Here is a 25,288-nt window from a genome sequence, read left to right on the forward strand (position 1 = left end):
TGAAATAGGTTAACGTGGAGCGTGTTTCCTCGACTAGGACACGTCCACCAGGGCGATCGGAAAGCTTTGGGAGCAGAATGCACAATCGACCGTGATGAAGCCATCGGGGCCGACCATCTCCGCCCTCTCCTCCTCGGGGAAGCGAGCGATGACCGAACGAACGTAGTCGGGATCGCACCGGCATCCACGTTTCAGCGCGACTGGTTCGAAGGTTAGCACCTCCGCCTCTTCGTGGAATAGGCGCCAAATCAGGCCGTCGAGGGGGAGCTCGGGATCCGTCAGCTCTTCCGGCTTCACCGAGCCAGCGAGGATCGCGACATGCGGCCAGTCCGGATGGTCGAGCTGTGTATGAAGGCGCTCGCGCCCTTCCTCGCCCTCCGGAAGATGCTGAAACAGGATCCCACCCGCATGCCATTTGCCGTCCCGCTTTTCCGAGGCGAGCCGGACTAGGCTGGGGATCTGTTCTGATTGAGCGAAGTAACTTTGTGCGGCCTGGGCAAGGCTCTCGCCTTCGAGCGGCACAATACCCTGGTATCGCTCGTCGCTTACGGGCTGGTCAAACGTGATGGCCAGGTAGCCCTTTCCGAACAGCGCGAACAGCGATGGGTTCGGGCCGATGTCGGCGAGCCGCTCGGGGCGATGACGAACGTAGCCGCGGAGCTCCCCGGCGAGGTAGTCGCAGACGAGCAAGTCGACGGCGCCGTTCTCCGTCTGCGCCTGCAACGTCATCTGGCCCTGTGGGTCCTTGAGCAGCGAGCCGAGCAACGCGGTCAGCGTCAGCGCTTCGGCGAGCAGCCGTTCGATTACCGGCGGGTAGTTATGCGCGGACAGGATCTGGTCGAGCACAGGACCGATACGCGCGGCTCGCCCACGAGCGTCGCGCGACGGGATGGTGACGCCGATGGCGACGTCCATGGACAATTTATCTGCGGGCATGATGCTTAGATAGGAGCCAGGCGCCCGCCTTCCAACCGCTTAAGCGGCGGCCGCCGGAGCCTCATACTGGGCGGCTGCGGCGGACAGGCTCTCGACGAACTCCCGAATGTGGCTTTCGTCGATGACCAGTGGCGGAAGCACGCGCATGACGTTGTCGCCCGCGGCGACCGTCAGCAGACCCTGTGTGCGAAGCCAGTTCACAAATTGGCGGCTGTCGGTCTTCATCTTGATGCCGAGCATCAGACCCATGCCACGAACGCTTTCGAACAGATGGTCGTGGTTCGGGATCATCTGCTCGAGCGCCGAGCGCAGGCGCTCGCCCATCAGTTGAACGTTGGTGAGAAACTCATCGTTGGCGATCACGTCGAAGACCGCCTGACCGGCCGCCATTGCCAACGGATTGCCGCCGTAGGTCGAGCCGTGCGTTCCAATGACCATTCCACTGGCAGCCTTCTCGGTTGCGAGGCAGGCGCCAAGCGGGAAGCCTCCGCCGATGCCCTTGGCAGAAGCCATGATGTCCGGCTCAACGCCATATTGCTCGTAGGCATAGAGCGTGCCCGTGCGCGCAACGCCGCACTGCACTTCGTCGAACACCAGCATCAGGTCCTTCTCGTCGCAAACGGCGCGGAGGCCGGCGATGAATTCGTGGCTGGCGGGGCGGATCCCGCCTTCGCCCTGCACCGGCTCAAGAAGGAAACCGGCGGTGTTGTCGTCGACCGCGGCCAGCGCCTGCTCCAGATTGTCGAACTCCACGACCTTGAAGCCGGGCAGCAGCGGCGCGAAGCCGTCGCGAAGCTTCTCCTGATTGGTCGCGCTGATCGTGGCCATTGTCCGCCCGTGGAAGGCGTTCGAAAAGGTGATCAGGTCATGCTTGTGGGGATTGCCCTTGGCATGGTGGTAGCGGCGCGCGGTCTTGATCGCGCACTCGACCGCCTCGGCGCCCGAATTGGTGAAAAAGACGGTGTCGGCGAAAGTCAGGTCGACCAGCCGCTGCGCGAATGCCTCGCCCTGAGGGCTACCGTACAGGTTCGACACGTGCATCAGCGTCGCCGCCTGCTTGGCGATCGCCTCGGTCAGATGCGGATGGCCGTGACCCAGCAGGTTGACCGCGATGCCCGACGCGAAGTCCAGGTACTTCTCGCCGTTCTCGCCATAGAGATAGACGCCTTCACCTCGAACCGGCCTCACCTCGCAACGAGGATAAACGGGCATGAGCGGAGTGATGGCCATCTCGGGCAGGTCCTTCTGTGGTCTGTGGGGTGCGGCTGATTACCGGTCCGGCCCTATAGCCAGACGGCCCAAAAAGGGAAAGGCGCGCCGGTTTCCCAACGCGCCTCCTTGTTTCGGACCTGTTCCGAAGGTCTTAGTCGTGGCGGTAGCCGCGATCGTCTTCGTAGCGATCGTTGCGGCCGTCACGATCGCGGTCGCTCCAGCCGTTGTTGCCCCAGCGATTTCCGTCGCGCGCTTCGTAGCCGATCCGCTGCTCGAGACGCGAAATGCGATACGTGAGCGACTGCGCCTCGCGCGGGTTGAGCCCGTTGCGAGCCGAGCGGTAGATCTGCCGTTCGAGATCGCGAGACTGGTTGCGCAGGCTATTGGCCTCGCGCTCGCTCAGGATATTGCGCTGGTCGAGCCGGTTGATCGTGCGCTGCAGGTTGTCGACCCGTGCCTGAAGGCTGCGGACCGAGCCATAATTATTGTTGTAGCCATAGCCCTGCGGGGCTGGATGGTACTGGGCAGGTGCGGGCGTTGCGACAGCGAGAGCCGAAGCAACAGCGGCGATACCGATAAGAACTTCACGCATCATGGCTCTCCTTGAGCGGTTGATGCGTCTGTTGTGCTCCTGACCGCTTGCCGGGACGCTGAACGCTTCCGTTATCGGGCGTTCAACTAGCTTAACGCGGCTTATTGCTTGATCTTCCAGCCTTTTTTCAAAAGCGTAAAGCAAATCGCCCACAAGGCGACGTTGACACAGAGGAGTCCGATGGCCCCGACCGCTATCGGCGAATCGCTGATTCCCAGAAATCCGAATCGGAAACCCGAGATCACGTAGAAGAACGGGTTCGCGTGGCTGATTGCCCGGAACGTCGGCGCCAACTGCTCAACCGAGTAGAAGGTCCCGGACAGGAGCGACAGCGGCGTCACCACGAAATTGGTCACGGCGGCAGCATGGTCGAACTTGTCGGCCCACAGAGACGTCAGCAGCCCCATGAAGCTCAGCATCAACGCACCCATCAGTCCGAACCACAGAGCCCAGAGCGGGTGCTCCAACCGGACATGCACTCCCGGCCACAGCAGCATCGCAAGCCACACCGCAAAACCGACCAGGAATGCGCGCGTCACTGCCGCGCCCACCAGGCCCGCAATCAGCTCGCCGGTCGACAACGGGGCATGAGATAGTCGACGATGTTCCCCTGCATCTTGCCGACCAGCAGCGAGAAGCTGGCATTGGCGAAGGCGTTCTGAATCATGGCCATGACGATCAGCCCCGGCGCGATGAAGTCGGCGAAGGGAACGCCCATCACGGTGCGCCCACCGCGGCCTAATGCGACCGTGAAAATCGCCAGATACAGGAGCGTCGTGATCGCCGGTGCCCAGACGGTCTGCATCTGCACCTTGAAGAACCGGCGCACCTCCTTGATATAGAGGGTCCTGAGCCCGCCCAGTTGACGCCGTGCAATACCGGCTCTCCCGGTGGTGTTCGAACCCAGATTGGAGATTGCTCGCTCGGAGTGGTCACGGGCATGCGCCTATCGGTTGGCGCCAGCCCCCGCAACCCGAGCGACGACGTTGGAGAAGTATTTAGATGTCCTGGACTGAAGAGCGGATCGAGCGCCTGAAGGCGATGTGGACGCAAGGCGCGACGGCCAGCCAGATTGCCGACGAGCTCGGCGGCGTGAGCCGCAATGCCGTCATCGGCAAGGCCCACCGCCTCGGCCTGGAAGCCCGTCCATCGCCGGTCAAACCGGGTGAAGAGAAAGAGCATCGCGCACCGGCTGCCGCCGCGCCCGCACCAAAGCCCGCTCCCGCCGAGCGCCCGGCACCCCGTCCGGCCCCGCCGCGGCCGATGCTGCTCCGGAACAGGCTACCCCGGCCGAGCGCCCCGCGCGTTCGCCGCAGCGCCAGAGCTCGCCTGAGATGCAGTATCGCTCGATCGGTCCGGGCGGCTTCATCCGCCAGGGTCCGGGCGACCAGCAGGCGCCGATCCCGCCGGCCCCGCCGCGCCGCCTTGTCCCGGCCAAGCCGAGCGACGAGGTCGCCGACAAGACGAGCCTGCTCGACCTCAACGACCGCATCTGCAAGTGGCCGATGGGACACCCGGGCGAGCCCGACTTCCACTTCTGCGGCAATGCGTCGAACCCAGGCTTCCCGTACTGCGTCGAGCATTGCGGCGTCGCCTACCAGGCGCAGCTCCCGCGCCGCGATCGCCGTCCGCCCCCGCCGCTTCCCTTCGGCGGCCCCGGGTCCGCTAAGCGAAGACGCGTTTCTTTTCGCCGAGGAACGCCCGCAAGGCAGCGCGCGCACGCGTCCAGCCTTTGTCATGGTCGAGCGGGATGTGATTCTCGCTGTCCAGCAGCACGAGCTTCGATCCTGCGATCTGCGCCGCCATTGTTTCTGAGCAAGCCGACGGGATGATCCGGTCGCCGCGGCTGTGCATGATCAACGTCGGCGCCTGGATCTTCGCCAAGTCCGGCCGGAGGTCGATCGTTCGGAAGACGTCCTGCAACTGCTCGCTGAGCACACTGATCGTGCCGAGGCGGTCCACAAACCAATCCATCATCTCGCTATTGGCTTCGGGCCAGTAGAGCGCACCAAGCATCCGGGCGAATGACCCGCGGTCGCTGGGCGCATAGCCGCGCCCGAGGTTCAGCAGCGTTTCCCTTCGCATGATCTCCTCGGGGTCGTTGCGGACGCCGAACCCTTCTGCGTAACCGCCGATCAGCACGAGTCTGCGTACCCGCTCCGGAAAGCGCGCCGCATATGCGATCGCCACCAGTGCGCCGTGTGACATGCCGAGGACGTCAAGCTTCTCGACTCCCGCGCCGTCGATGACCGCGACGAAGTCGTCCAGGAGCGAGTCGAAATTCCACCGGTGAGGATCCGGATCCGACAATCCAACGCCGCGCATGTCGCTCCGGATCAGCCGCCGTCCGCGTAGTCCCTCCGCCATCCAATGGCTCCAGGTCGGCGTCGAAAGGTCCTTGTCGATGTGATGGAACCAGACGGCCGGCATGACCAGGGGAAAGCCTTCGCCAATGCTCGTCCAGGCGATCTTCGCTCCGTCCGAGGACGCGCACGTTCCGCTTTGCTCGGCCGGCTTGGCCTCAGCCACAAGCGGGTCGAGCTCGTCTCCCTCCTCCGGCTTGAGAAACTGCCGCGCGAGGCGGACGAAGTCGTTCCAGCCGGCCTCCTTCTCCAGCAAAAGGTGATTGTCTCCGTCGAGCGGCACAAAGGTCGCCTCCGGGATGTTCCGGGCGAGATATTCCCCGGCGGAAAACGGAACGACCTGGTCGTCGCGGGAATGGAAGATCAACGTCGGCACGGACACCTGCGGCAAGAGATCGCGGACATCGATCAACGATAGTGCCCGCTGCAGCTTGACCGCATTTTCCGGTGAGCAGCTGACCTTCTGCATCTCGTTCCACCAGTTGATCTGCTCCGGCGTGCCGTTCGGAATGTACAGGCTGGTGAAGACCTGCCGGTAGGTCGGGTGATCGGCGCCCCATCCCACTTCTGTCAGTGTCAGCAGAGCCTCGCGGCGCGCGATCTCCTCCGGGTCACCCCGCGCAGCCCATCCGGCCGCATAGCCGCCACAGATCAGGAGCCGCCGCACCCTCTCCGGATGGCGGACCGCATAGGCGATTGCCACCGACGCCCCCTGGCTGATCCCAAGCAGGTCGAACTTGTCGACCCCTGCCTGCTCGACCACGCATTCGAGGTCGTCCACGAAAGCCTCGAACGAAATTTCGGGCGTGTCCCAGTCGGACATGCCGTTCGCGCGCTCATCATAGCGGATCAGCGAGTGCCCGCGGGCGAACTCATGCAACCAATGGCGCCAGACGGGGCTTTTCCAGTCGTGCTCGAGGTGGTTTAGCCAGTTCGCCGCTTTTACCAGCGGTGGCCCCTCCCCATGATCGAGAAGGCAAGGCGCGTTCCGTCCTCGGCGCGCGCGTACCGCACAACCTGCTGCGGCAGCCCGGTCTGGGCGAGCTCGACGCGCTTCTTTGCATCGTCCTCAACGCGCCGCCGCCAGGTCGCAGGCGGCTCCCCATATTCGCGCTTGAATGCTCGCGTGAACGCCGCCTCGGAGTTGAAGCCGACGGAGTAAGCGACGTTCGACGCATTCTGCTTGCCGTCGCGAAGCATGTTCGCGGCGACGCGCATCCGCCATCGCCCGCAATATCGCATCGGCGGCTCGCCGATCAGTTCGGCGAACAGCTCGCCCAGCTTGGTCCGGGATACGCCGGCCTCGCGCGCGAGAGTCTCAATGTCGAGTTCCTCGGCGTAGCGGCTGTGAATAACGGCCAACGCCTTCGCGACGGCCGGATCCTTGAGGCCAGCCAGCCAGCCGCGCTCGCCCCTTGGCAACCTGTCCATGTATCGCCGGATGGCCTCGGCGAAGAAAAGCTCGGAGACTCTGGCCACCATCTCCGGCGACTGCCCCGCCTCGTTGAGCATGCGCATGGATGTTTCGATCCAGTCCGAATGCGCATCGTCGCTCGAATCCAGCTTGAGCATCTTGGGCAGGCTGTCGAGCAGCGGATGGTTCTCCGTCGAAACGCCCAGAAAGCCGCAGTAAAAATCGACTGCGTCCCCCCGTTATCGATCAATACCCGAGCAGGTCCGTTAGGCGCGGCCTCGATCACCTCGTGGGAATCGATCGGCGTTAGCCCGGGCCGTGTGTAGAGCAGGTGCACGTCGTTGCGCGGCAGAAGAACGATGTCGCCGGGATTCAATGTGATCGGCGGCTCACCGTCGACGGAAGCGTAGAGCCTGCCCGAGCGAATGTAGTGATAGGCGACCAGTTCGTCGGCGCGGACCTGGAAGCGCTCGGAATCCTCATCCTTGAATCTCGACAACAGGCAGAAGTCGCCGCGGGTCTGGGCGTCGATGACCACGCCGCCGGTGAGGCGAAGCGACGCAAGAATGTCGGTCAAAACGTCCATCGCCACCCCGACCATGCATACGAATGCGGCGTTTCGGTCAAGTTATCCGGCAAGCTGGTCATTTTGGCAAACCGGCGCCTGAAGTAGAGACTGGGCCATCGAGTTTCAGGATGCGCTGCATGATTCGGAAGTACTGCTTCCGAAAACGGCGAACTGCGGCTCTTGAACAAGCAAGGGGAATCGAAATGAGCAAGCTTGAAAGAGATATCAACTCGCGAAGAGCGGTAGTCATCTTCTTCGCAGTTCTTTCTGGTGTTTCAGCGGTTGCGACTGCCGTCGCACCGGCAATTGTCCACGCCTAAGTAAAATCAAGGGGAATGCAAATGTACCACGATTTCAACTATGAGGCGACGCTGGCATCGTCCCTGCGTGCCCAATGGCAGCTCGACGACGTCCTTCGTGAAGACCAGGAATTGGACTTCAGCCGCAACTTCATGCCGGAAAGCCTGGCCCGCACCCGCGCCGTCGAAGGTCTAAATCCCTTCGAGCAGCGCCTGCTCAACCAGATCTCCGCTCACCAGTACCTCTGCATCTTCGGCGTGGTCGAGGAAGCGATCCTTCCGTTCTTGCTCGATCATGCACGTCCGCACCTGATGGAGGACGACTGGCGGGTTCGCGCGCTGCTCAACTTCGCGGGCGAGGAAGCCAAGCACATTCATTTGTTCAAGCGGTATCACTCCGCATTCGTCCGGGGCTTCCCCGTCGAGTGCGAGATGATCGGTCCGTCCGAGGCGATTGGCGCGGAGATCCTTCGCCACGATCCGCTCGCGGTCGCGCTGGTGATCCTGATGATCGAGTGGATGACCCAGCAGCACTACCTGGGCAGCATCCGCGACGACGGCGATATCGACCCGCTCTTCAAAAGCCTGATGAAGTTCCACTGGATGGAAGAGGCGCAGCACGCGAAGCTCGACACGCTGATCGTGGATGCACTGGCCGAGGGCCGTTCCGACGCTGAGATCGACAAGGCGGTGGACGAGTTCTTCGAGATCGGCGCCTTCCTTGACGGCGGGCTCAAGCAGCAGGCGACTTTCAACCTCGACGCACTCGAGAAGGTGATCGGCCGCAAGCTCCCAAACCGCGAGGCAATCGAGGCCCAGCAGCATCAGGCTGCTCGATGGACCTACGTCGGCTCCGGCCTTGTCCATGAGCGCTTCAAAGCCACGCTGAAGAGCATTGCGCCGCGCATCGTCGCTCGCTTCGAAGAAGCCGAGCCGGTCTTCGCCTGAACCAACCCACCCAAAGGAGAATGAAGAATGTTGGACACCGTCAAGAACGCTCCCGTGAACGGGCTCGATCTCGCCGCCCTCGGCGAAGTCATTGAAGCCATCCAGGCCGATAGCTCGAAGGGAATCGTCGGCTTCGACGTCGTCACCCGCTGGAAGGGCCAGACCCGCAGCGAGACGACCGTCACCGGCTTCAACATCGCCGGCGAGCGCGTCCAGCGCAGTCACAAGATCGTCGCCGACGAACCGTTCGAGCTGCTCGGCGCCGATACTGCGCCGAATCCGCAGGAGCTGCTGATGGCGGCGTTCAACGCCTGCATCACCGTCGGTTACGTCGCCGGCGCGTCGCTCAAGGGCATCAATCTCGACTCACTCGAGATCCGGACCAAGGGCGAACTCGACCTGCGTGGCTTTTTGGGCCTCAGCGACGATGTCGCTCCGGGCTACCAGAACGTCGACTACGAGGTCGTCATCAAGGGTGATGGATCGGCTGCGGATTTTGAGGAAATCCACCAGACGGTCATGAAGACGTCGCCCAACTACTTCAACATGAGCCGTCCGATCAAAATGAACGGGACGCTGAGCGTCGGCTGAGCACGATCGGCCGCGGTGCCGTGCCTGGCGCCCCAAAACGTCAGGCACGGCATCAAACGGCAGCAATAAAGGGGGTAATCGAATATGTCCGACCTGGTCATCGAAAAGGTCAATCCGAACAAGGCTCTTTGGGAGAAGGGCGACTTCACGCGCATTGCCGACACCATGCGGCAGAGCGGCGAGGAGCTGGTCAGCACGCTCGGCATCACGCCGAGCATGAACGTCCTCGATCTCGGCTGCGGCGACGGCACGACCGCGCTTCCGGCCGCCAAGATCGGAGCCACCGTGACGGGCGTCGATATCGCCGCCAATCTCGTTGCGGCCGGCAACAGGCGCGCTTCAGCCGCCGGCCTCACCAACCTTCACTTCCGCGAGGGCGACGCGTCGAACCTCGAGGGCATCGACAGTGACAAGTACGACCTCGTCGTCAGCGTCTTCGGTGCGATGTTCGCTCCGCGACCATTCGACGTCGCGTCGGAGATGGTGCGCGTCACCAAGCCCGGTGGCCGCATCGTGATGGGCAATTGGATCCCCGGCGATCCGACGCTCGTCGCCCAGATCCTGAAGATCAGCGCGGCCTACACGCCCCCGCCGCCGGAAGGCTTCGTCAGCCCGATGACCTGGGGCGACGAAGACAAGGTGCGCGAGCGTTTCGAAGCAGCCGGGATCACCCCCGAGAACGTCCGCTTCGAGCGTGCCACCTGGTACTTCCGAGTGCCCGGCCAACCCGCCGAGCTGCTGGCGATCTTCCGCGACTTCTACGGCCCGACGATGAATGCGTTCGAGGCTGCTGCCAAGGCTGGAAAGTCGGAGCAACTGGAGCGTGAGCTCATCGACCTGTTCGTCGCCCAGAACAAAGGCTTCGAACGCACCGAAATCCCCGCGATCTTCCTCAAAGTCACCGCGACCAAGAGCTAAATTCGCCAAAGCCCCAGGAACCAGAAGGATGAAACACGAAGTCATTGAACGTGCAGACCGGTCGCTGTTCCAGCGTATCGCGTTGCGTCCCCGCCGTCGTCGCCAGTTGCGCGCCGAACGGATCAGGCCCTCGCTGCCGCATTCGCGCGCCGCGAATCGGTTTGCCGAGACCTGCGCCGGGATCGGCGGAACGACCATGCTCCACGACCTGATGCCGGACATCGTCACGGTCAGCTTCGGCGAGCGGACGAAGGCCATCCATGCCCGGCTCCACTCGCAGGGTTGGAAGTCCGTTGGCCTCGGCGACTGGCAGGGCGAGCGCGTGCTCGGTGTTTCATTCGGCGGTGATCGTCGCGCGACCCGGACCGCCGATGACCTGCTCGACGCCCTTATCGCCATCGTCGGCGAAATGGAGATCGCGGAAACGCGCGCCTGGTGAACTGAACCCCTCGCGCCGGCCCCTCCTCCCCCTCCCCAGCCGGCGCAAAAAGGAAGGCCCCGGAGCGCAAAGCCCCGGGGCCTTTTCTTTTACCGATCGAGGAAGCTTACGCCTTCTCGGCTTCGAGCGTCTGCTGCGACGCCGGCTTCTCGCCGCCGCTGATGCTGATCTTCCGCGGCTTCATCGCCTCGGGAATCTCGCGCACCAGTTCGATCGCGAGCAGGCCGTCCTTCAGGTCCGCACCGCGTACCTGGATGTGATCGGCAAGCGCGAAGCGGCGCTCGAACGAGCGGGTCGCGATGCCGCGGTAGATGTAATCGTTGCCGCGGTTCTCGCTGTCCTCGGCCTTCTTGCCGCTGACGATCAGAACGTTCTGCTGGGCGGTGATGTCGATCTCGTCGGACTTGAAGCCGGCAACCGCAAGCTCGATCCGATAATCGTTGTCGCCGAGCTTGATGAGGTCGAACGGCGGGTAGTTTTCCTGTGCCTGGCCGGTGTTGCTGTTCTCGAGCATGTCGAACAGCCGGTCGAAGCCGACGGTGGAGCGGCGATAGGGTCCAAAATCAAAAGCACTACGCATGTCTTGTCCTCCATTTGAGCAACAAGGCGGGGAGCGGCTGAGGCCGCGGCCCCGTCACCGGCCCCATCTGGCGACCGGCACCGCTGATTTGGAATTGCCGCTTGCGATTTCAAGGCTGTGGAAAACACCTAGTCGCAAGCTTGGCACGGCTTGAATCAGGGCCTTATAGCTATCCCCACATGTCCGACCTGTTCGCTTCCAACGCCGCCGCGCCCGCACCCGAAAGCTACGACGCTTCCTCGATCGAGGTCCTCGAAGGCCTGGAGCCCGTCCGCCGCCGCCCCGGCATGTACATCGGCGGCACCGACGCCCGCGCGCTTCACCACCTCGCCGCCGAGGTCATCGACAATGCGATGGACGAAGCGGTCGCCGGCCACGCCAGCCGCATCGAGGTCACGCTCGAGCCCGGCAACCGCCTGACCGTCTTCGACAACGGCCGCGGCATCCCGGTCGACCCGCACCCCAAATATCCGGGCAAGTCCGCGCTCGAGGTCATCATGACCACCCTTCACTCGGGCGGTAAGTTCGAGGGCAAGGCCTACAGCACCTCCGGCGGCCTGCACGGCGTCGGCGTCAGCGTCGTCAATGCGCTCTCGACCGAGACCATCATCGAGGTCGCCCGCGACAAGAAGCTCTACCGCCAGGCCTTCTCCAAGGGCGTCGCCACCTCCCCACTCGAAGAGGTCGGCGCGGCCCCCAACAAGCGCGGCACCACCGTCACCTTCACGCCCGACCCGGAGATTTTCGGCGCCGAGTCCGACTTCGACCCCGGCCGCCTCCTCCGCTTGGTCCGCTCCAAGGCCTATCTCTTCGCCGGCGTCGAGATCCGCTGGCGCTGCGACCCGTCGCTCGCCTCCGCGGACGTCCCCGAAAGCGCGACCTTCCAATTCCCCGGCGGCCTCGCCGACCATCTCGCCGAGCAGCTCGCCGACCGCCCCGCCGTTACCAACCAGCCTTTCGTCGGCAAGCAGGACTTCCCCGCCGCCGACGGCGCGTCGCAGGGCAGCGCCGAATGGGCCGTCGCCTGGCCGCTCTATTCGGACGGCTCCGAAAGCTATTACTGCAACACCATCCCACGCCCGACGGCGGCACGCACGAAGCGGGCCTCCGCGCCGCGCTCACCAAGGGCCTCCGCGCCTTCGGTGAACTGGTCGGCAACAAGAAGGCGAAGGAGATTACCGCCGACGACGTCTTCAACGGCGTCGAGCTGATGCTGTCGGTGTTCATCCGCAACCCGCATTTCCAGAGCCAGACCAAGGACCGCCTCACCAGCCTCGAGGCCGCGCGCTTCGTCGAAAATGCGGTCCGCGACCATTTCGACCATTACCTCGCCGACAATATGGACCGCGGCCGCGCGCTCCTTGGCTCGATCGTCGAGCGGATGGAGGAGCGCCTCCGCCGCCGCGCCGAGCGCGAGGTCAAGCGCAAGACCGCCACCTCCGCCCGCAAGCTCCGCCTCCCCGGCAAGCTCACCGACTGCGCCAGCGACGACCCCGAAGGCACGGAGCTTTTCATCGTGGAAGGCGACAGCGCCGGCGGCTCGGCCAAGCAGGCCCGCGACCGCAAGACGCAGGCGATCCTGCCGATCCGCGGCAAGATCCTCAACGTCGCCAGCGCCACCGCCGACAAGATCCGAGCCAACCAGGAAATCGCCGACCTCAACCTCGCGCTTGGCTGCGGCACCAAGGACAAGTTCGACGAGGCGAGCCTCCGCTACGAGCGGATCATCATCATGACCGACGCGGACGTGGACGGCGCCCACATCGCGACCTTGCTGATGACCTTCTTCTTCCAGGAAATGCCGGAGCTGGTCCGCCGCGGGCACCTCTTCCTCGCCCAGCCGCCGCTCTACCGCCTGACCGCCGGAGCCAAGACCCTCTACGCCCGCGACGACGCCCACCGCGCCGAGCTCGAAGCGACCGAGTTCAAGGGCAAGAAGGTCGAAGTCAGCCGCTTCAAGGGCCTCGGCGAGATGAACCCGAACCAGCTCAAGGAAACCACCATGGACCCGAAGACGCGGTCCATGCTGAAGGTGACCCTACCCGCCGCCTACGAGGACCGGCAGCCGGTCAAGGACCTGGTCGACCGCCTGATGGGCAAGGACCCGGCAGAGCGCTTCAAATTCATCCAGTCGCGAGCAAGCGCGGTGGATGAAGAGGAGATTGATGCCTGACGTCTCGCTAGGAACGGGCAAATCCGCTGAACGTTCGGCCCGGACAGAAAGGGAGAGTTTCATGCGTCTTTCCGTATTGCTCCTATCCGCCGCGCTGCCCCTTGCGATTGGGGCCTGCGGACAGAGCGACACAGCGCCTTCGGTCGCGAACGATGCGGCTTCAAGCGAAGCTGCAATCGCTAACAATTCGGCTTCCGTCCCTGCATCGGGCGCACAGGCGTTCGTCAATGCCGCCGCCGCCAGCGACCGGTTTGAAATAGAGACGTCAAAGCTGGCCCCCGGCTCCGCCGCGTCGAACGCGTTGATGGCGTACGCGCGAGAGATGGTCGCAGCGCATACGGCGTCGAGCGCGAAGCTGAAGGCGATCGCTGGCAAGGACCCGGTCGGCATCACGATCGACGACACGCTGAACACGTCGCAGAACGCCACGCTCGAGGACATGAAGACCAAGAAAGGCTACCTTTTCGACGCTGCCTACCTCGCCGCCCAGGTCCACGCGCACGAACAGGCGCTGACCGAGCTCAAGGCCTATGCCGCGTCCGGCGACAATGCCGAGCTCAAGGCCTTTGTCGAAGGACTGTTACCGACCGTGACCGGACACCTCGAACAGGCGAAGGCGCTCAGCCAGGCCAAATAAGCATCCTGATTTAAGTTACTGAGATTACCTGCAACTTCGCTGAACTCGCCCGCGTTTTAAGGCCGCGTGTCAATGCGAGTTGAAGAGAGTGAATGTTGAACAAGATGGCCGTTGGTCCTTCCTGCTGGGACTGGACGTCCACCCGTTTGGGGCAGCGCTACGGCGAGCGATCCGCCTCCCGGACAAGAACCTCCCGGCTGACCTCAGCCACCTGCTCGACTCCATCGACCCGAGACCATGTAACCGGAGGGAAGAGTGCCGAGAGAATTGATCGACACGGGAACCGATAAGCGTTTCGTTCGCCGCGACAAGGAAGGGCGTTTCAAGGAGTCCGACGATGTCGGACGGAGCCTCGCGCAGGACCAGAAGCGAGATTCGAAGACTAAGCCCAAGCGTGGCGAAGGCGACAAGGGCGACCGCTGATGATCCATCGCTCGCGCTACGTCATCGGCGTGGCGGCGGCGATGATCGCGATCTTCGTCTTCGCCTATGCGATCAACATCGAGAGGTTCTGACGGGATCGATCCACTAACGCCAGGTTGGCCGCCGGTTAGCCAAGAGACTAACAATGGGGCGATGCATCGTCCCATCTCTCGCGGATCGCTTGCCGTCGCGGCCTTTTCGACTGTGGTCGAGTGGTACGACTTCACGCTCTACCTCTATTTCGCGACGGTTCTCGCCCGCGTCTTCTTCGGCCCGGGCGAGGCGTCGCTGCTGGTGACCCTGGGCGGCTTTGCCATCGCCTATCTGATGCGACCACTGGGAGCGATTTTCTTCGGCCACATTGGTGATCGCAAGGGACGGCGGCATATGCTGCTGCTCTCGGTGGCGCTGATGACCGCCGCCATGCTCTCGACCGCCATGCTGCCGACCTACGCCCAGATCGGGCCGGCGGCAGGCGTGCTGCTGGTGCTCCTGCGCTGCGTGATGGGGTTTAGCGTCGGCGGCGAATATACCGGGGTTGTCGCTTACCTGCTCGAAGGCGCCGAGCCCCACCGCCGCGGCCTGATTGCCTCCTCCGCCTCGGCTGCAAGCGAAGTCGGTGCCTTGCTCGCGGTCGGCGTGTCGGCGCTTACTGTTGCGTCGATGAGCGAACCGGATCTCGCAAGCTGGGGTTGGCGAATCCCGTTCTTCGTCGGTGCGGCGCTGGCGGGTACGGTGTGGATCGCTCGCTCGACGATGGAAGAATCACCCGAATTCCATCGGCAGGTGCGAGAGCAGACCATCCCTGAAAGTCCGCTTCGCCACAGCCTTGCCAACCATCGCGGCGGGATCGCGCGGGCCTTCGCCATCTCCGCGCTTGGCTCGATCACTTACTATGTCGGGATCACCTACGTTCCCGCGTTCCTGACTTCGGCTGGCTCGCTCACGGAGAGCGTCTCTCTCTGGCTGTCGACCGCAGCGGCGGTTGTCGTCATCCTGGTGACGCCGTTGACCGGAATCCTCTCCGACCGTGTGGGACGGAAGCCCGCTCTCGTCGTCCTGGCGCTGGGAAGCGCGGTTCTCCCGATGACCATGTTTGCGCTGATGGCCAGCGGCTCGCATGACCAGGCACTGATCGGGACATTCGTTCTCGCGGCGCTCGCCGGCGGAGTCAGCGCTGTCGGAGCCGTTGCCACGGCCGAGCAATTTCCCGGTGAGGGGCGCGTCACCGGACTCGCCCTCAGCGCCACTATGGCTACCGCGATTTTCGGCGGGCTGACCCCCTACGTCGCTCAACTCCTCGTCGAACGGACCGGCTGGACGATGGCGCCGGGAGCAATGATCGCGCTCGTGAGTCTCTGTGTTCTTCCCGTCTTCCTCCTCATGAAAGAAACGGCACCGCGGTGAGCACGGCCTTCCTCTTCGACGCGCCTAAAGCGACCAGCGCCGGATCGAAGGGTCGAGCGTCAGTCCGCGCCAGATCCCCTTGATGTCGGCAAGTGTGCCACCGTCCTTGACCCAGGAGTTCAACCGATCCGGAGCAAGGTCGCGATAGGCCTGATGCCCGACCGCTCCCACGACAAGGTCATAAGCTTCGCCATCCGATTCGGTGAGTTGAAGCCCGTGGATCGCTTGTAGCTCGGCTGCGTCCGCCAAGGGATCGGCCACGTCGACGTCGTAGCCGAGCTCGCTCAGCCGCTCGACGAGATCGAAGCTGCGGCTGTTCCTGAGATCCGGAACATTCTCCTTGAATGTCAGGCCGAGGATCAGCGCCCTGCCCGCCTTGCCGCCCCGTTCGGCATGCAGCGTGTCGGCAATCCACCGGCCCATGCCGTCTTTGGTGCCCGCCCCGCGAGGATCACCTGCGGGTTGTGACCCAGCTCCTCGGCCAGATGGCTGAGGTAATAGGGATCGACCCCGATGCAGTGACCGCCGACGAGGCCGGGCTCAAAGGGCAAGAAGTTCCATTTGGTGCGCGACGCCTCGAGCACGTCCCACACGGACACGCCGATCTTCGCGAAGATTTGGGTCACCTCGTTCATGAAGGCGATGTTGATATCACGCTGGGCGTTCTCGATGGCCTTGGCGGCCTCGGCAGCTTTGATCGACGCAGCGCGGAACACGCCGCCTTCGGTAACGGCGCCGTAGATCCGCTCCATCTGGTCGAGGACTTCCCGATCCTCGCCGGCGATGACTTTCGTAATACGGTCAATCGTATGCTGCCGATCGCCGGGATTGATCCGCTCCGGCTGTAGCCGAGGCGGAAATCGCGGCCGCGCTTGAGACCCGAAGCCTTTTCGATTTCCGAGCCGCAAATCCCTTCGGTAACACCCGGATAAACCGTGCTTTCGTAGATGATCGTGGGACGCTTCGTGCCATCGATGGATTCAGCGACAATCCTCGTCGCGGCGATGAGCGCGGATAGATCCGGGCGATTTTGCTCATCGACCGGCGTCGGCACGGTTACGATAAAGACATCCGCGCCCGAGCAATGCGAGCGATCGCTGGAAAGCTTCAAAGTCGAGGACTTGAGAGTCTCTTCGTCGACTTCTCGTGTTCGGTCGTAATTCTGTCGAAGCTCACCGATTCGATTGGCATCGATGTCGAACCCGATAACTTCGAACTTCCGAGCGAGCGCGACCGCCAGCGGCAGGCCGACATAGCCGAGCCCGACGACGACGATCCGTTCGCCCATGGGGCTAGCGCGCTGCTGCTTCTGGGCCGTTCTTAACGAGCTTCAGGCGCGGACCTCGACCAACCTTGCCGCGGCCGATCCCAAAATATTCGAAGCCGGCTTCTTCCGCATCATCCGGATTGTAGACGTTGCGAAGGTCGACGATGATTTTGCCGCGCATGATCCGCGCGAAACGGTCAAGATCGAGCGCCCGGAATTCGTCCCACTCGGTGACGACCACGAGCGCGTCGGCGTCCCGTGCCGCTTCGTAAGGGTCGCTCACGAACTCGGCGCCCGGCATGAACTTCCGGGCGTTCTCCGTCGCCGCCGGGTCGAACGCGGCAACAGTCGCGCCGCCCTCCAAGAGCCTGTTCACCAACGGTATCGACGGAGCGTCGCGCATGTCGTCGGTGTTCTGCTTGAAGGCCAAGCCCAGTACGGCGACGCGCTTTCCGCTGACGCTACCGTCGAGGGCCTTGCTGACGCGGTCAGCCATGCTGTTCTTGCGGTCGTCATTGACGTCCACCACGGTTTTCACAATGCGCTGCTCGACGCCGGCCTCGTTCGCCGTCTGAAGAAGCGCCAGGGTGTCCTTCGGGAAGCAGCTGCCACCGTAACCGGGGCCCGGATGCAGGAACTTGGGGCCGATGCGATTGTCGAGACCGATCCCGCGAGCGACGTCCTGGACGTCAGCATCGACGGCCTCGCAAAGGTTCGCGATCTCGTTGATGAAACTGATCTTCACCGCGAGGAAGGCGTTCGCGGCATATTTCGTCAGTTCGGCAGTGCGTCGGCCGGTGAACAGCATCGGCGCCTGGTTAAGGAACAGAGGCCGATAGATTTCGCGAAGCACTTCGCGAGCCCGATCGTCCTCGGCGCCGACCACGATGCGATCGGGAATCTTGAAGTCGCGGATGGCGGCGCCCTCGCGGAGAAATTCGGGATTAGAAGCTACCGAGGTTCCGGCCGGAGCGCCCTCCTGCTGAAGCAATTCGGTGATCTTATCGCCGGTGCCGACGGGAACCGTTGACTTGGTCACGACGACTGCCGGGCCTTTGAGGACGTGCGCCAATTCGCGCACTGCATCAAACACAAAGGTGAGGTCGGCATGTCCGTCGCCGCGCCGCGCAGGCGTTCCCACGGCGATGAAAACGGCCTCTGCCCCTCGACGCCCGTCGCAAGGTCGGTCGTGAAGCTTAGCCTGCCCCGATCGACGTTAGCCTTGACCAGTGCCTCGAGCCCCGGCTCCCAGATCGGCATGAGGCCATTCTTCAGAGCTTCGATCTTGCCTGCGTCCTTGTCGATGCAGACGACATCGTGGCCGAAGTCCGAAAGGCACGCGCCGGAAACAAGGCCGACGTAACCGGTGCCGATCATCGCAATGCGCATTATTCACTCCTGGGTGGGACGGGCGCGTCTTAGACCGCAGTAGGACGCATGGCCAGATGAGGCTCCGAGAACTTCCCCTTATGGGACGGTCAACCCTTTTTGTGAGGTGGACGGTGATCGCGGGAGTAAGGAGGTCAGATGACAATTGACCTGGATCGCGCCGTACTCCTGCCCATCGACATGCAGCTTGCGTTCGATACGCCGCCCTGGCCACGGCGGTGGAACGAGAAAGTCGACCCTAATGGTCTAGCGTTGTTGGATTTCTGGCGGGCGGCCGGGCGCACGATCATCCATGTGCGGCATGATTCCGTGCAGCCAGGCTCCTCTCTGGCGCCGGGGTCTCCTGGAAATGCCTTCAGGCCGGGCTTCGAGCCTCTGGCCGGAGAACAGCTCGTCACCAAGAGCGTGAACTCCGCCTTCATCGGTACCGACCTCGACATTCGCCTGAAACGGTTGAACGCCAAGCATGTTGTTACCTTCGGAATCTCCACCGATATGTGTGTGTCGACGACGGTCCGCACGGGCGCGAACATGGGCTGGGACATGATCCTGGTGCCTGACGCCTGCGACTGCTTTGACCTGCCAGACGGGCAAGGCGGCATCGTTTCGGCCGAGGACGTGCAGCGCGCCCATGTGGCAACGCTCGGCTTTGAATTTGCCCGGATCATGACCACGGCGGAGCTGACGAACCTGCGCGCTGCAGCATAGGTTCACCTAATCGCCTAGTTTTCGCCCGAAACTTCCTATATTGGGCGCCGCTTCCCGATGGAAACGACAACTCTGCCTCGACCCCGCGCGTGGGCCTGGTGTCGCTTGGCTGTCCCAAGGCATTGGTCGACAGCGAGCGGATCATCACCAAGCTGCGCGCCGATGGATACCAGATGTCCCCGACTATGCGGGCGCGGACGTCGTGCTGGTCAACACCTGCGGCTTTCTCGATTCTGCGAAGGAAGAAAGTCTTGAAGCGATCGGCGAGGCCATCGCCGAGAACGGCCGCGTGGTCGTCACCGGCTGCATGGGCAATGAGGCGGATGTCATCCGCAAGCGCTTTCCCGACGTGCTCGCGGTCACCGGGCCGCAGCAATATGAGCAAGTCGTCTCGGCGGTTCACGATGCCGCGCCGGCCGCGACCTCACCCTATCTCGATCTTGTGCCGGAAGCCGGCCTGAAGCTCACGCCGCGCCACTACAGCTATCTCAAGATTTCCGAGGGCTGCAATCACCGCTGCAGCTTTTGCATCATCCCGAGCATTCGCGGCGACCTCGTCAGCCGACGGCCCGATGCTATCCTTCGCGAAGCGGAGAAGTTGGTCGAGGCAGGCACGAAGGAATTGCTGGTCATCAGCCAGGACACATCCGCCTATGGTGTCGACATCCGGCATCAGCCGCGGATGTGGAAAGGCGAGGAAGTCCGCGCTCACATGACGGACCTGGCGCGCGAGCTGGGCAAGCTCGGCGCTTGGGTGCGGCTGCACTACGTCTACCCCTACCCGCACGTCGACCAGGTCATCCCGCTGATGGCTGAGGGGCTGGTGCTTCCCTACCTCGACATCCCCTTCCAGCATGCGAGCCCGAAGGTCCTCCGCTCGATGAAGCGGCCGGCCAACGAGGCGAAGGTGCTCGAGCGGCTGAAGAACTGGCGATCGATTGTTCCGGACATGGCGGTTCGCTCCTCCTTCGTCGTCGGTTTCCCTGGCGAGACGGAGGACGACTTCCAGTACCTTCTCAACTGGCTCGAAGAAGCGCAGCTCGATCGCGTCGGCGCGTTCAAGTTCGAGCCGGTGTCCGGCGCTGCGGCGAACGCTTTGCCAGATCCGGTTCCTGAAGAAGTGAAGCAGGAACGCTACGAGCGAGTGATGGCGCTTTCCGCCCGCATTTCCGCCGAGAAGCTGGAAGCGAAGATCGGCAAGACGCTCGACGTCCTCATCGACACGGTCGACGCGGAAAGCGGCGGCGCCACGGGCCGTTCAAAGGCCGATGCACCGGAGATCGATGGCGAAGTGCACCTGCGCGATGCCGGTCATCTGTCCCAGGGCGATATCGTCACCGTCCATATCGAGGACAGCGACGAGCACGACCTGTTCGGAGTTCCCGCTTAGTCCTTCGGCTTGTTGAGGCGGTCGATTGCTTGGTCGACGGCCCTGGTCACCCGCTTGATCGCGAACGACAGAGCATCGAGTTCCTGCAGCGCTTTTTCGACGACCTCTGCGCTGGGCTGAGTGGTCGATGCTGGGCTTTGCAATAGTGCGGCGCTCACGGCGGCGGTCGCGATAGGCTTGCGGAACTTACAACCGAAGAACCGGCTACTGGTCCAGGCAACCTCCGCCTGAACCGGCCCGGCTTCCGGCAGTACGACGTCGATGACCTCACCGATCGAGAGGGCGCTTGCCGTTTCCACCAGCAGGCCCTCCTCAGACAGATCGTGGATGGTCACTACCGCCTGTCCCGGACCGGCACTTCCTTCCGATTCAATGCGAAGCTTGCGGCGGCGCGACCTACGGCGTTCGCTTGCATCGGACGCGATCTCGAGTTGGGCACGCAAGGACATCCGGGATGCTTGGCGCTTCATGGCTAAGAAGAAGTTAACTTTGCCTGTCATCTGGCGCGGCGCGCGGGCATTTCACCGGTTCGAGCATGCCGCTAAGGCACATCGCCATGACTGACTTCAATTCGCTGCTCGCAACGGACCGCGGCCAGAAGGCGCATCCGATCCATCTCGTCGATAAGGCTAACTTCGAGGGTTGGGCGAAAACGCGTCCCGCGGAGGACCGGGCACTCCTCAAGGCTCACCGGTTCGATGGAAAGGCGGGCTTCGCCTTCGTCATGCTGCCGCGGAAAGTCGATGAGTTCGAAGTCGTTTCGGCGGTGCACAATGTCGACGAACTATCGCCGTGGTGTCTCGCAAAACTCGCTGAGAGCCTGCCCGAGGGTACTTACAAGCTCGCAACCGGCGAGCCCGGACCAGCCGCCCTGGGATGGCTGCTCGGTCAGCATCGCTTCGACGATTATCGATCGAAGACCGACGACGCCGAACGTGGCGCGCGGGTGTTGGTCACCGGGGAGCCGGCCAGGATCGACGCGACGGTGCGGCTGGCCGATGCCGTCGCGCTCGTCCGCGATCTCGTCAACACCCCAGCGCTGGACCTTGGTCCGGCTGAGCTGGAACAGGCGGTCCGGACGCAAGCTGAGAGAATCGGCGCCGAGGTCAAGGTCATCTCGGGCGATGAGCTATCCAGCGGTTACCCCTTGATCGCCGCGGTCGGACAGGCCGCGAGCAAGGACCGGGCCCCGCGCCTGCTCGAAGTCGAATGGGGCAATCCGGACCACCCACGGGTCACGATCATCGGCAAGGGTGTCTGCTTTGACACAGGCGGGCTGGATCTGAAGCCGGCAAGCGGCATGCGGCTGATGAAGAAGGACATGGGCGGCGCTGCGCACGCGCTGGCGCTGGCGACACTGATCGCGGGGGAACGGCTTCCAGTGCGGCTTCAGTTGCTTATCCCGGCCGTGGAGAACAGCGTGTCGGGTAGCGCGATACGCCCCGGCGATGTCGTCAAGTCGCGGCAGGGTCTTCAGGTCGAAATCGACAATACGGATGCTGAAGGGCGGCTCGTCCTCGCCGACGCGCTCGCAAGGGCGAGCGAAAGGGAGCCAGAGCTGATCGTCGACTTTGCGACGCTCACGGGCGCCGCACGAGTTGCCCTCGGTCCTGATCTTCCAGCGATGTTCGTCAACGACGACGACTTTGCCAACGATCTGGCGAAGGCCGGGACCGAGGTGACAGACCCGGTCTGGCGAATGCCCTTGTGGGACGCCTACGACGAGATGTTGAAGAGCGACATCGCCGATCTCGCCAATGCGTCGAACACACCGATGGCCGGGGCGGTAGTCGCCGCAATGTTCCTCAAGAGATTTGTGCCGCAAGGCGCCAAATGGGCGCATTTCGACACTTATGCCTGGCGAGACCAGGCAAAACCGGGTCGTCCAAAAGGCGGGGATGCACTCGGATTACGCGCTGTTTTCGCTGTCCTTTCCAGGCGTTACCCGCGACCGTGAAGGTATCGTACTGACGACGACTGCATTTAATTCGTCTCTCAATCCGGACCGGACCTGCAACATTTCGGCAAGTTGCCGGTTTACTTTGGGGTCACGCGAAGGATGGGAGTGTTAATCGCATGGGCGACGAATCGCTGGCAGGCTGGATGCGAGCGCTGATTGCGTACGTCCGCTCGGGCGAGCCCGATCTCACGAACAGGCAGATGGCTCTGCTGATGCTCGTCTATCTCACCCCCGGTCCGCACACGGTGCGTGGCCTCGCCAAGGTTCTCGGGTCTCGAAGCCGGTTGTGACCCGTGCCTTGAATACTCTCGGCACGCTGGGTTATCTCCGCCGGGAGCGGGACCCGGACGACCGCCGCAACGTGTTCGTTGTCCGGACCAGCAACGGGACTGATTTTCTTGAAGGGTTCAAACGCAACCTCCGGGAGAGCGACCGCGTCGCCGCGTCGCACCGGCCAGTTATTGGACAGCAACAGCCCGCCTTCGCCCACGGCCGCTGAGGAGTTTGCGCTGTCGGGCCCGTCAAACCCGCCCGACCCGCGCTTCAATGCCTATCGCCCAGACCTCGCCGATGTGGCCCTGGCTGGACGCGTGATCGCCTCGCATTACGCGGACCCGCTGCAGCGGTCGGTCACCATCAATGCCCCCTACGTCTTTCGCCGTCTGAGGGAGCGGAGGAAATTGCGGAGCTGGAACCGGAGGATTCGTTCAGCCTGCTGGACGACACTTTGGGCTGGGCCTGGGGCTACGCCGGCCGCGACCGCCTTGTCGGCTATGTGCGCTCGGACGCGTTGAGCGCCTGATCACATCTCGCCGCGTTGGCGGCGGATTTCGTACCATTTCTTCACATTGGCCTGGTGCTGCTCGAGCGTGTCCGCGAAGACGTGCCCGCCAGTTCCATCGGCGACGAAATAGAGCGCATTGGTCTTCGCGGGATTAAGCACCGCGGCAATGCTTTCCTTGCCCGGATTTGCGATCGGGCCTGCCGGCAGGCCGGGCTCCCGGTAGGTATTGTAGCCCGTGATTGCGTTCAGCTCCGACCGCTTGATCCGGCGGCCAAGCGGCTTGCCCTTGGTGATCGGGTAAATGACGGTCGGGTCTGCATCCAGCTTCATGCCGATCCGAAGGCGATTGCAGTAAACCCCTGCAACCATTGGCCGTTCGGACGCCTTGCCGGTTTCCTTCTCCACGATCGAAGCCAAAGTGAGAACGTCCTGCCGGGACGATACGGGGCAGTTGCCGCCTGGCGTCTTCAAAGCCTGGTCAAGCGTCTTGGTCATCGCGGCCTGCATCCGCGCAACAACGGAGGCGCGGGTTTCACCGCGTTCATAGCCATAGCTGTCGGGAAGCACTGACCCCTCGGGTATCGACGGGGTTGTACCCGTCAGGAAGTTGTTCGCGGACAGCTTCTCCTCGACGATGATCGAGGGCATGCCTTCGGTAACGGTGATGAGGCGTTGCATGGGTTTGCCGTGCTGCAACAGGTCGAGGATCGCCGCACCGCTAGCGCCCTTCGGAATCTCGAATTCGCCGGCCTGGACCGGATCGCCACTGCCCATGAAGCGTGCGCCAAGCTTGAAACGGTCGACAGAAGCAACCAGCCCCGCCTTGTAAAGCTGTCCCGCCACGGCGGACACGCTGGAACCCTCCTCGACCGTGAACGTCTGCGCCTTTGTGCTCGGGCCGGGCCCATACCATCCGTAGAGGACCGTCGCCGCGGCGACGCCAACCGCAACTGCCGCCCCCAGCGCCAGCAGGCGCCAGAGAGAGCGCACTAGACGGCCTTCATGATGATCGAGGCGTTCGTGCCACCGAAGCCGAAGCTGTTATTCAGCGCGGCGCGAACGGGCCGCTTCTTCGCCTTGTGTGGAACGAGGTCGACGCCTTCCGTACCTTCGTCCGGATCGTCGAGATTGAGCGTTGGCGGAACAATCTGGTCACGGATCGCCAGGATGCAGAAGATCGCCTCGACCGCTCCGGCACCGCCGAGCAAGTGGCCGATGGCCGACTTCGTGCTGCTCATCGACGCACCGTGGAGGTCATCTCCCAGGACTCGCTTCACTGCTGCCAGCTCGATCGTGTCGGCCATGGTCGAAGTCCCGTGCGCGTTGACGTAATCGATGTCCTCCGGCTGGAGGCCCGCCTTTTTCAGAGCCATGCGCATCGCCAGTTCCGCGCCCCGGCCCTCGGGGTGCGGCGCGGTCACGTGATAGGCGTCGCCCGACAGGCCATAGCCCGCGATCTCGGCATAGATCTTGGCGCCGCGCGCCTTGGCGTGCTCATATTCCTCGAGGACAACGACACCCGCTCCCTCGCCCATGACGAAGCCGTCGCGGCCCTTGTCGTAAGGACGGCTCGCTTGCTCGGGACGGTCGTTGAAGCTCATGTTCAGAGCGCGCGCCTGGGCGAAGCCTGCAACGCCGAGCGGGTTGATCGTGCTCTCGGCCCCACCGGCCAGCATGATGTCCGCGTCGCCGTCCTTGATCATGCGTGCAGCATCACCGATCGAGTGTGCGCCGGTGGAGCATGCGGTCACGACCGAGTGGTTGGGTCCCATCAGTCCATACTTGATAGAAACCTGACCGGACGTGAGATTGATCAGCCGTCCGTGCACGAAGTGCGGACTGACCCGCCCGGGCCCTTTTTCCGCCAGGACCAGGGATTCACTCTCGATGCCCGGAAGACCGCCGATACCGGACCCGATCGAAACGCCTGCGCGCTCCTTCGTTTCGTCGTCCATCTCCGTGAGACCAGCATCCTCCAGCGCCTGGCCGGCGGCATCGATCGCATAGACGATGAAAGGATCCACCTGACGCTGGACCTTGTGGTCGACACGCTTGTCGGGATCGAAGCCGTAGGGGTGATCCTTCGGCTTCACCTCGCCGGCGATCTTCGCCTTCTGGTCCGACGTATCGAAGCGGGTAATCGGAGCGATCCCGCTTTTGCCGGCAATAAGGTTCTGCCAAGTCGTCTCGACATCGCCTCCAAGCGGCGTCACGAGACCAAGACCCGTCACCACGACACGGCGCATCAGTTCACTCCACGATAGTCTTCAAAAGCAAACGGCCTCCCACA

23 protein-coding genes and 8 pseudogenes are annotated in these 25,288 nt (G+C 63.3%); 16 read left to right on the plus strand and 15 right to left on the minus strand.

All coding sequences use genetic code 11. From position 1 onward, the window contains the following. Positions 1–33 precede the first annotated feature (33 nt). The 4 genes and pseudogenes from hslO to H9L15_RS00170 form a co-directional block, all read right to left on the minus strand. Positions 34–936: an Hsp33 family molecular chaperone HslO gene (hslO, locus tag H9L15_RS00155; RefSeq protein WP_187714767.1), complete on the minus strand. Its 903-nt coding sequence runs from the start codon at positions 934–936 to the stop codon at positions 34–36. 39 nt (positions 937–975) lie between these two features. Then, entirely contained in the window at positions 976–2,166 is a 1,191-nt protein-coding gene (locus H9L15_RS00160) for an aspartate aminotransferase family protein (protein ID WP_187714768.1), read from the minus strand. Positions 2,167–2,299: 133 nt separating this feature from the next. Beyond that, positions 2,300–2,740, minus strand: a complete 441-nt coding sequence (locus H9L15_RS00165; RefSeq protein ID WP_187714769.1) for a hypothetical protein — start codon at positions 2,738–2,740, stop codon at positions 2,300–2,302. Positions 2,741–2,841: 101 nt separating this feature from the next. Next, positions 2,842–3,682: pseudogene (locus tag H9L15_RS00170) on the minus strand (ABC transporter permease). Positions 3,683–3,781: 99 nt separating this feature from the next. On the opposite strand from H9L15_RS00170, the pseudogene H9L15_RS19945 reads away from it, so the two are divergent. Together H9L15_RS19945 and H9L15_RS19950 are read left to right on the plus strand one after the other, a co-directional pair. Then, a pseudogene (locus tag H9L15_RS19945) lies at positions 3,782–4,063 on the plus strand (GcrA family cell cycle regulator); the annotation flags it as partial. Between the two features lie 23 nt (positions 4,064–4,086). Further along, positions 4,087–4,398: pseudogene (locus tag H9L15_RS19950) on the plus strand (GcrA family cell cycle regulator); the annotation flags it as partial. A gap of 7 nt (positions 4,399–4,405) precedes the next feature. Here the strand turns inward: H9L15_RS19950 and H9L15_RS00180 are convergent. From H9L15_RS00180 to H9L15_RS19955, 3 genes and pseudogenes are all read right to left on the minus strand, one after another. Next, entirely contained in the window at positions 4,406–5,983 is a 1,578-nt protein-coding gene (locus H9L15_RS00180) for an alpha/beta fold hydrolase (RefSeq protein ID WP_187714770.1), read from the minus strand. A gap of 62 nt (positions 5,984–6,045) precedes the next feature. After that, positions 6,046–6,675, minus strand: a complete 630-nt coding sequence (locus H9L15_RS00185; protein ID WP_223276348.1) for a helix-turn-helix domain-containing protein — start codon at positions 6,673–6,675, stop codon at positions 6,046–6,048. 98 nt (positions 6,676–6,773) lie between these two features. Further along, positions 6,774–7,055, minus strand: a pseudogene (locus H9L15_RS19955) (cupin domain-containing protein); the annotation flags it as partial. On the opposite strand from H9L15_RS19955, the gene H9L15_RS16445 reads away from it, so the two are divergent. From H9L15_RS16445 to H9L15_RS00210, 5 genes are all read left to right on the plus strand, one after another. Further along, positions 6,948–7,190, plus strand: a complete 243-nt coding sequence (locus H9L15_RS16445; RefSeq protein ID WP_223276349.1) for a hypothetical protein — start codon at positions 6,948–6,950, stop codon at positions 7,188–7,190. The pseudogene H9L15_RS19955 and the gene H9L15_RS16445 overlap by 108 nt on opposite strands. Positions 7,191–7,426: 236 nt before the next feature. Continuing rightward, positions 7,427–8,332 carry a diiron oxygenase gene (locus H9L15_RS00195; RefSeq protein WP_187714773.1) on the plus strand — a complete coding sequence of 302 codons (906 nt, stop codon included), beginning with the start codon at positions 7,427–7,429 and terminating at the stop codon, positions 8,330–8,332. 27 nt (positions 8,333–8,359) lie between these two features. After that, on the plus strand, positions 8,360–8,923 hold the full coding sequence (locus H9L15_RS00200; protein WP_187714774.1) for an OsmC family protein: 564 nt from the start codon (positions 8,360–8,362) through the stop codon (positions 8,921–8,923). Between the two features lie 84 nt (positions 8,924–9,007). Then, positions 9,008–9,841 carry a class I SAM-dependent methyltransferase gene (locus H9L15_RS00205; RefSeq protein ID WP_187714775.1) on the plus strand — a complete coding sequence of 278 codons (834 nt, stop codon included), beginning with the start codon at positions 9,008–9,010 and terminating at the stop codon, positions 9,839–9,841. Positions 9,842–9,869: 28 nt separating this feature from the next. Continuing rightward, positions 9,870–10,280, plus strand: a complete 411-nt coding sequence (locus H9L15_RS00210) for a hypothetical protein (RefSeq protein ID WP_187714776.1) — start codon at positions 9,870–9,872, stop codon at positions 10,278–10,280. 106 nt (positions 10,281–10,386) lie between these two features. Here H9L15_RS00210 and H9L15_RS00215 read toward each other — a convergent pair whose 3' ends face one another. Then, positions 10,387–10,860, minus strand: coding sequence for an Hsp20 family protein (locus tag H9L15_RS00215; protein WP_187714777.1), 474 nt, complete (start codon positions 10,858–10,860; stop codon positions 10,387–10,389). Between the two features lie 179 nt (positions 10,861–11,039). Between H9L15_RS00215 and parE the strand changes: the two are divergent. The 4 genes and pseudogenes from parE to H9L15_RS00235 all read left to right on the plus strand — a co-directional run bounded on the left by parE (position 11,040) and on the right by H9L15_RS00235 (position 15,500). After that, positions 11,040–13,033, plus strand: a pseudogene (gene parE / locus H9L15_RS00220) (DNA topoisomerase IV subunit B). A 61-nt stretch (positions 13,034–13,094) separates the two neighbouring features. Further along, on the plus strand, positions 13,095–13,670 hold the full coding sequence (locus H9L15_RS00225) for a DUF4142 domain-containing protein (protein ID WP_187714778.1): 576 nt from the start codon (positions 13,095–13,097) through the stop codon (positions 13,668–13,670). A gap of 255 nt (positions 13,671–13,925) precedes the next feature. Continuing rightward, positions 13,926–14,093, plus strand: a complete 168-nt coding sequence (locus tag H9L15_RS00230) for a hypothetical protein (RefSeq protein WP_187714779.1) — start codon at positions 13,926–13,928, stop codon at positions 14,091–14,093. A 153-nt stretch (positions 14,094–14,246) separates the two neighbouring features. Continuing rightward, positions 14,247–15,500 (plus strand): MFS transporter, encoded by a 1,254-nt coding sequence (locus H9L15_RS00235; protein WP_187714780.1) that lies wholly within the window; start codon positions 14,247–14,249, stop codon positions 15,498–15,500. A gap of 24 nt (positions 15,501–15,524) precedes the next feature. Here the strand turns inward: H9L15_RS00235 and H9L15_RS19255 are convergent, their stop codons facing one another. The 4 genes and pseudogenes from H9L15_RS19255 to H9L15_RS00245 all read right to left on the minus strand — a co-directional run bounded on the left by H9L15_RS19255 (position 15,525) and on the right by H9L15_RS00245 (position 18,156). Next, positions 15,525–15,923, minus strand: coding sequence for a UDP binding domain-containing protein (locus tag H9L15_RS19255; protein WP_317617549.1), 399 nt, complete (start codon positions 15,921–15,923; stop codon positions 15,525–15,527). After that, the gene (locus tag H9L15_RS19260) at positions 15,860–16,243 is read right to left on the minus strand and encodes a hypothetical protein (RefSeq protein WP_317617656.1); all 384 of its coding nucleotides are present in this window, start codon (positions 16,241–16,243) and stop codon (positions 15,860–15,862) included. Before H9L15_RS19260 ends, H9L15_RS19255 begins: the two co-directional genes overlap by 64 nt. Further along, the gene (locus H9L15_RS19265; RefSeq protein ID WP_317617550.1) at positions 16,132–16,788 is read right to left on the minus strand and encodes a nucleotide sugar dehydrogenase; all 657 of its coding nucleotides are present in this window, start codon (positions 16,786–16,788) and stop codon (positions 16,132–16,134) included. Before H9L15_RS19265 ends, H9L15_RS19260 begins: the two co-directional genes overlap by 112 nt. A 4-nt stretch (positions 16,789–16,792) precedes the next feature. After that, a pseudogene (locus H9L15_RS00245) lies at positions 16,793–18,156 on the minus strand (UDP-glucose dehydrogenase family protein). A gap of 180 nt (positions 18,157–18,336) precedes the next feature. Between H9L15_RS00245 and H9L15_RS00250 the strand changes: the two are divergent. Together H9L15_RS00250 and rimO are read left to right on the plus strand one after the other, a co-directional pair. Then, positions 18,337–18,864 (plus strand): cysteine hydrolase family protein, encoded by a 528-nt coding sequence (locus H9L15_RS00250; protein ID WP_262984843.1) that lies wholly within the window; start codon positions 18,337–18,339, stop codon positions 18,862–18,864. A gap of 95 nt (positions 18,865–18,959) precedes the next feature. After that, positions 18,960–20,254 (plus strand): annotated as a pseudogene (gene rimO, locus H9L15_RS00255) (30S ribosomal protein S12 methylthiotransferase RimO). Here rimO and H9L15_RS00260 read toward each other — a convergent pair. Beyond that, positions 20,251–20,754, minus strand: coding sequence for a PilZ domain-containing protein (locus tag H9L15_RS00260; protein WP_317617551.1), 504 nt, complete (start codon positions 20,752–20,754; stop codon positions 20,251–20,253). The pseudogene rimO and the gene H9L15_RS00260 sit on opposite strands and share 4 nt — an antisense overlap. Before the next feature lie 56 nt (positions 20,755–20,810). Here H9L15_RS00260 and H9L15_RS00265 point away from each other — a divergent pair, with 56 nt between their 5' ends. The 3 genes and pseudogenes from H9L15_RS00265 to H9L15_RS19960 all read left to right on the plus strand — a co-directional run bounded on the left by H9L15_RS00265 (position 20,811) and on the right by H9L15_RS19960 (position 23,016). Further along, the gene (locus tag H9L15_RS00265) at positions 20,811–22,211 is read left to right on the plus strand and encodes a leucyl aminopeptidase family protein (protein WP_187714783.1); all 1,401 of its coding nucleotides are present in this window, start codon (positions 20,811–20,813) and stop codon (positions 22,209–22,211) included. 146 nt (positions 22,212–22,357) lie between these two features. After that, positions 22,358–22,713, plus strand: a pseudogene (locus H9L15_RS00270) (MarR family transcriptional regulator). A 189-nt stretch (positions 22,714–22,902) separates the two neighbouring features. Then, positions 22,903–23,016 (plus strand): hypothetical protein, encoded by a 114-nt coding sequence (locus H9L15_RS19960; protein ID WP_398286970.1) that lies wholly within the window; start codon positions 22,903–22,905, stop codon positions 23,014–23,016. Here the strand turns inward: H9L15_RS19960 and mltG are convergent, their stop codons facing one another. Both mltG and fabF read right to left on the minus strand, forming a co-directional pair. After that, a complete protein-coding gene (gene mltG / locus H9L15_RS00280; RefSeq protein WP_223276350.1) occupies positions 23,017–23,988 on the minus strand; it encodes an endolytic transglycosylase MltG in 972 nt (323 codons plus the stop codon). Continuing rightward, positions 23,988–25,244 carry a beta-ketoacyl-ACP synthase II gene (gene fabF / locus H9L15_RS00285; RefSeq protein ID WP_187714784.1) on the minus strand — a complete coding sequence of 419 codons (1,257 nt, stop codon included), beginning with the start codon at positions 25,242–25,244 and terminating at the stop codon, positions 23,988–23,990. Before fabF ends, mltG begins: the two co-directional genes overlap by 1 nt. Between the last annotated feature and the right edge of the window lie 44 nt (positions 25,245–25,288).

Source organism: Sphingomonas daechungensis (assembly GCF_014489495.1).
GTDB lineage: Bacteria > Pseudomonadota > Alphaproteobacteria > Sphingomonadales > Sphingomonadaceae > Sphingomicrobium > Sphingomicrobium daechungense.

Coding starts and splice junctions, on each gene's coding strand:
- hslO (WP_187714767.1), bottom strand. CDS start 936: ATGCCCGCAGATAAATTGTCCATGGACGTCGCCATCGGCGTCACCATC.
- H9L15_RS00160 (WP_187714768.1), bottom strand. CDS start 2,166: ATGGCCATCACTCCGCTCATGCCCGTTTATCCTCGTTGCGAGGTGAGG.
- H9L15_RS00165 (WP_187714769.1), bottom strand. CDS start 2,740: ATGCGTGAAGTTCTTATCGGTATCGCCGCTGTTGCTTCGGCTCTCGCT.
- H9L15_RS00185 (WP_223276348.1), bottom strand. CDS start 6,675: ATGCTCAAGCTGGATTCGAGCGACGATGCGCATTCGGACTGGATCGAA.
- H9L15_RS00195 (WP_187714773.1), top strand. CDS start 7,427: ATGTACCACGATTTCAACTATGAGGCGACGCTGGCATCGTCCCTGCGT.
- H9L15_RS00200 (WP_187714774.1), top strand. CDS start 8,360: ATGTTGGACACCGTCAAGAACGCTCCCGTGAACGGGCTCGATCTCGCC.
- H9L15_RS00205 (WP_187714775.1), top strand. CDS start 9,008: ATGTCCGACCTGGTCATCGAAAAGGTCAATCCGAACAAGGCTCTTTGG.
- H9L15_RS00210 (WP_187714776.1), top strand. CDS start 9,870: ATGAAACACGAAGTCATTGAACGTGCAGACCGGTCGCTGTTCCAGCGT.
- H9L15_RS00215 (WP_187714777.1), bottom strand. CDS start 10,860: ATGCGTAGTGCTTTTGATTTTGGACCCTATCGCCGCTCCACCGTCGGC.
- H9L15_RS00225 (WP_187714778.1), top strand. CDS start 13,095: ATGCGTCTTTCCGTATTGCTCCTATCCGCCGCGCTGCCCCTTGCGATT.
- H9L15_RS00235 (WP_187714780.1), top strand. CDS start 14,247: ATGCATCGTCCCATCTCTCGCGGATCGCTTGCCGTCGCGGCCTTTTCG.
- H9L15_RS19255 (WP_317617549.1), bottom strand. CDS start 15,923: ATGGGCCGGTGGATTGCCGACACGCTGCATGCCGAACGGGGCGGCAAG.
- H9L15_RS19265 (WP_317617550.1), bottom strand. CDS start 16,788: ATGGGCGAACGGATCGTCGTCGTCGGGCTCGGCTATGTCGGCCTGCCG.
- H9L15_RS00250 (WP_262984843.1), top strand. CDS start 18,337: ATGCAGCTTGCGTTCGATACGCCGCCCTGGCCACGGCGGTGGAACGAG.
- H9L15_RS00260 (WP_317617551.1), bottom strand. CDS start 20,754: ATGACAGGCAAAGTTAACTTCTTCTTAGCCATGAAGCGCCAAGCATCC.
- H9L15_RS00265 (WP_187714783.1), top strand. CDS start 20,811: ATGACTGACTTCAATTCGCTGCTCGCAACGGACCGCGGCCAGAAGGCG.
- fabF (WP_187714784.1), bottom strand. CDS start 25,244: ATGCGCCGTGTCGTGGTGACGGGTCTTGGTCTCGTGACGCCGCTTGGA.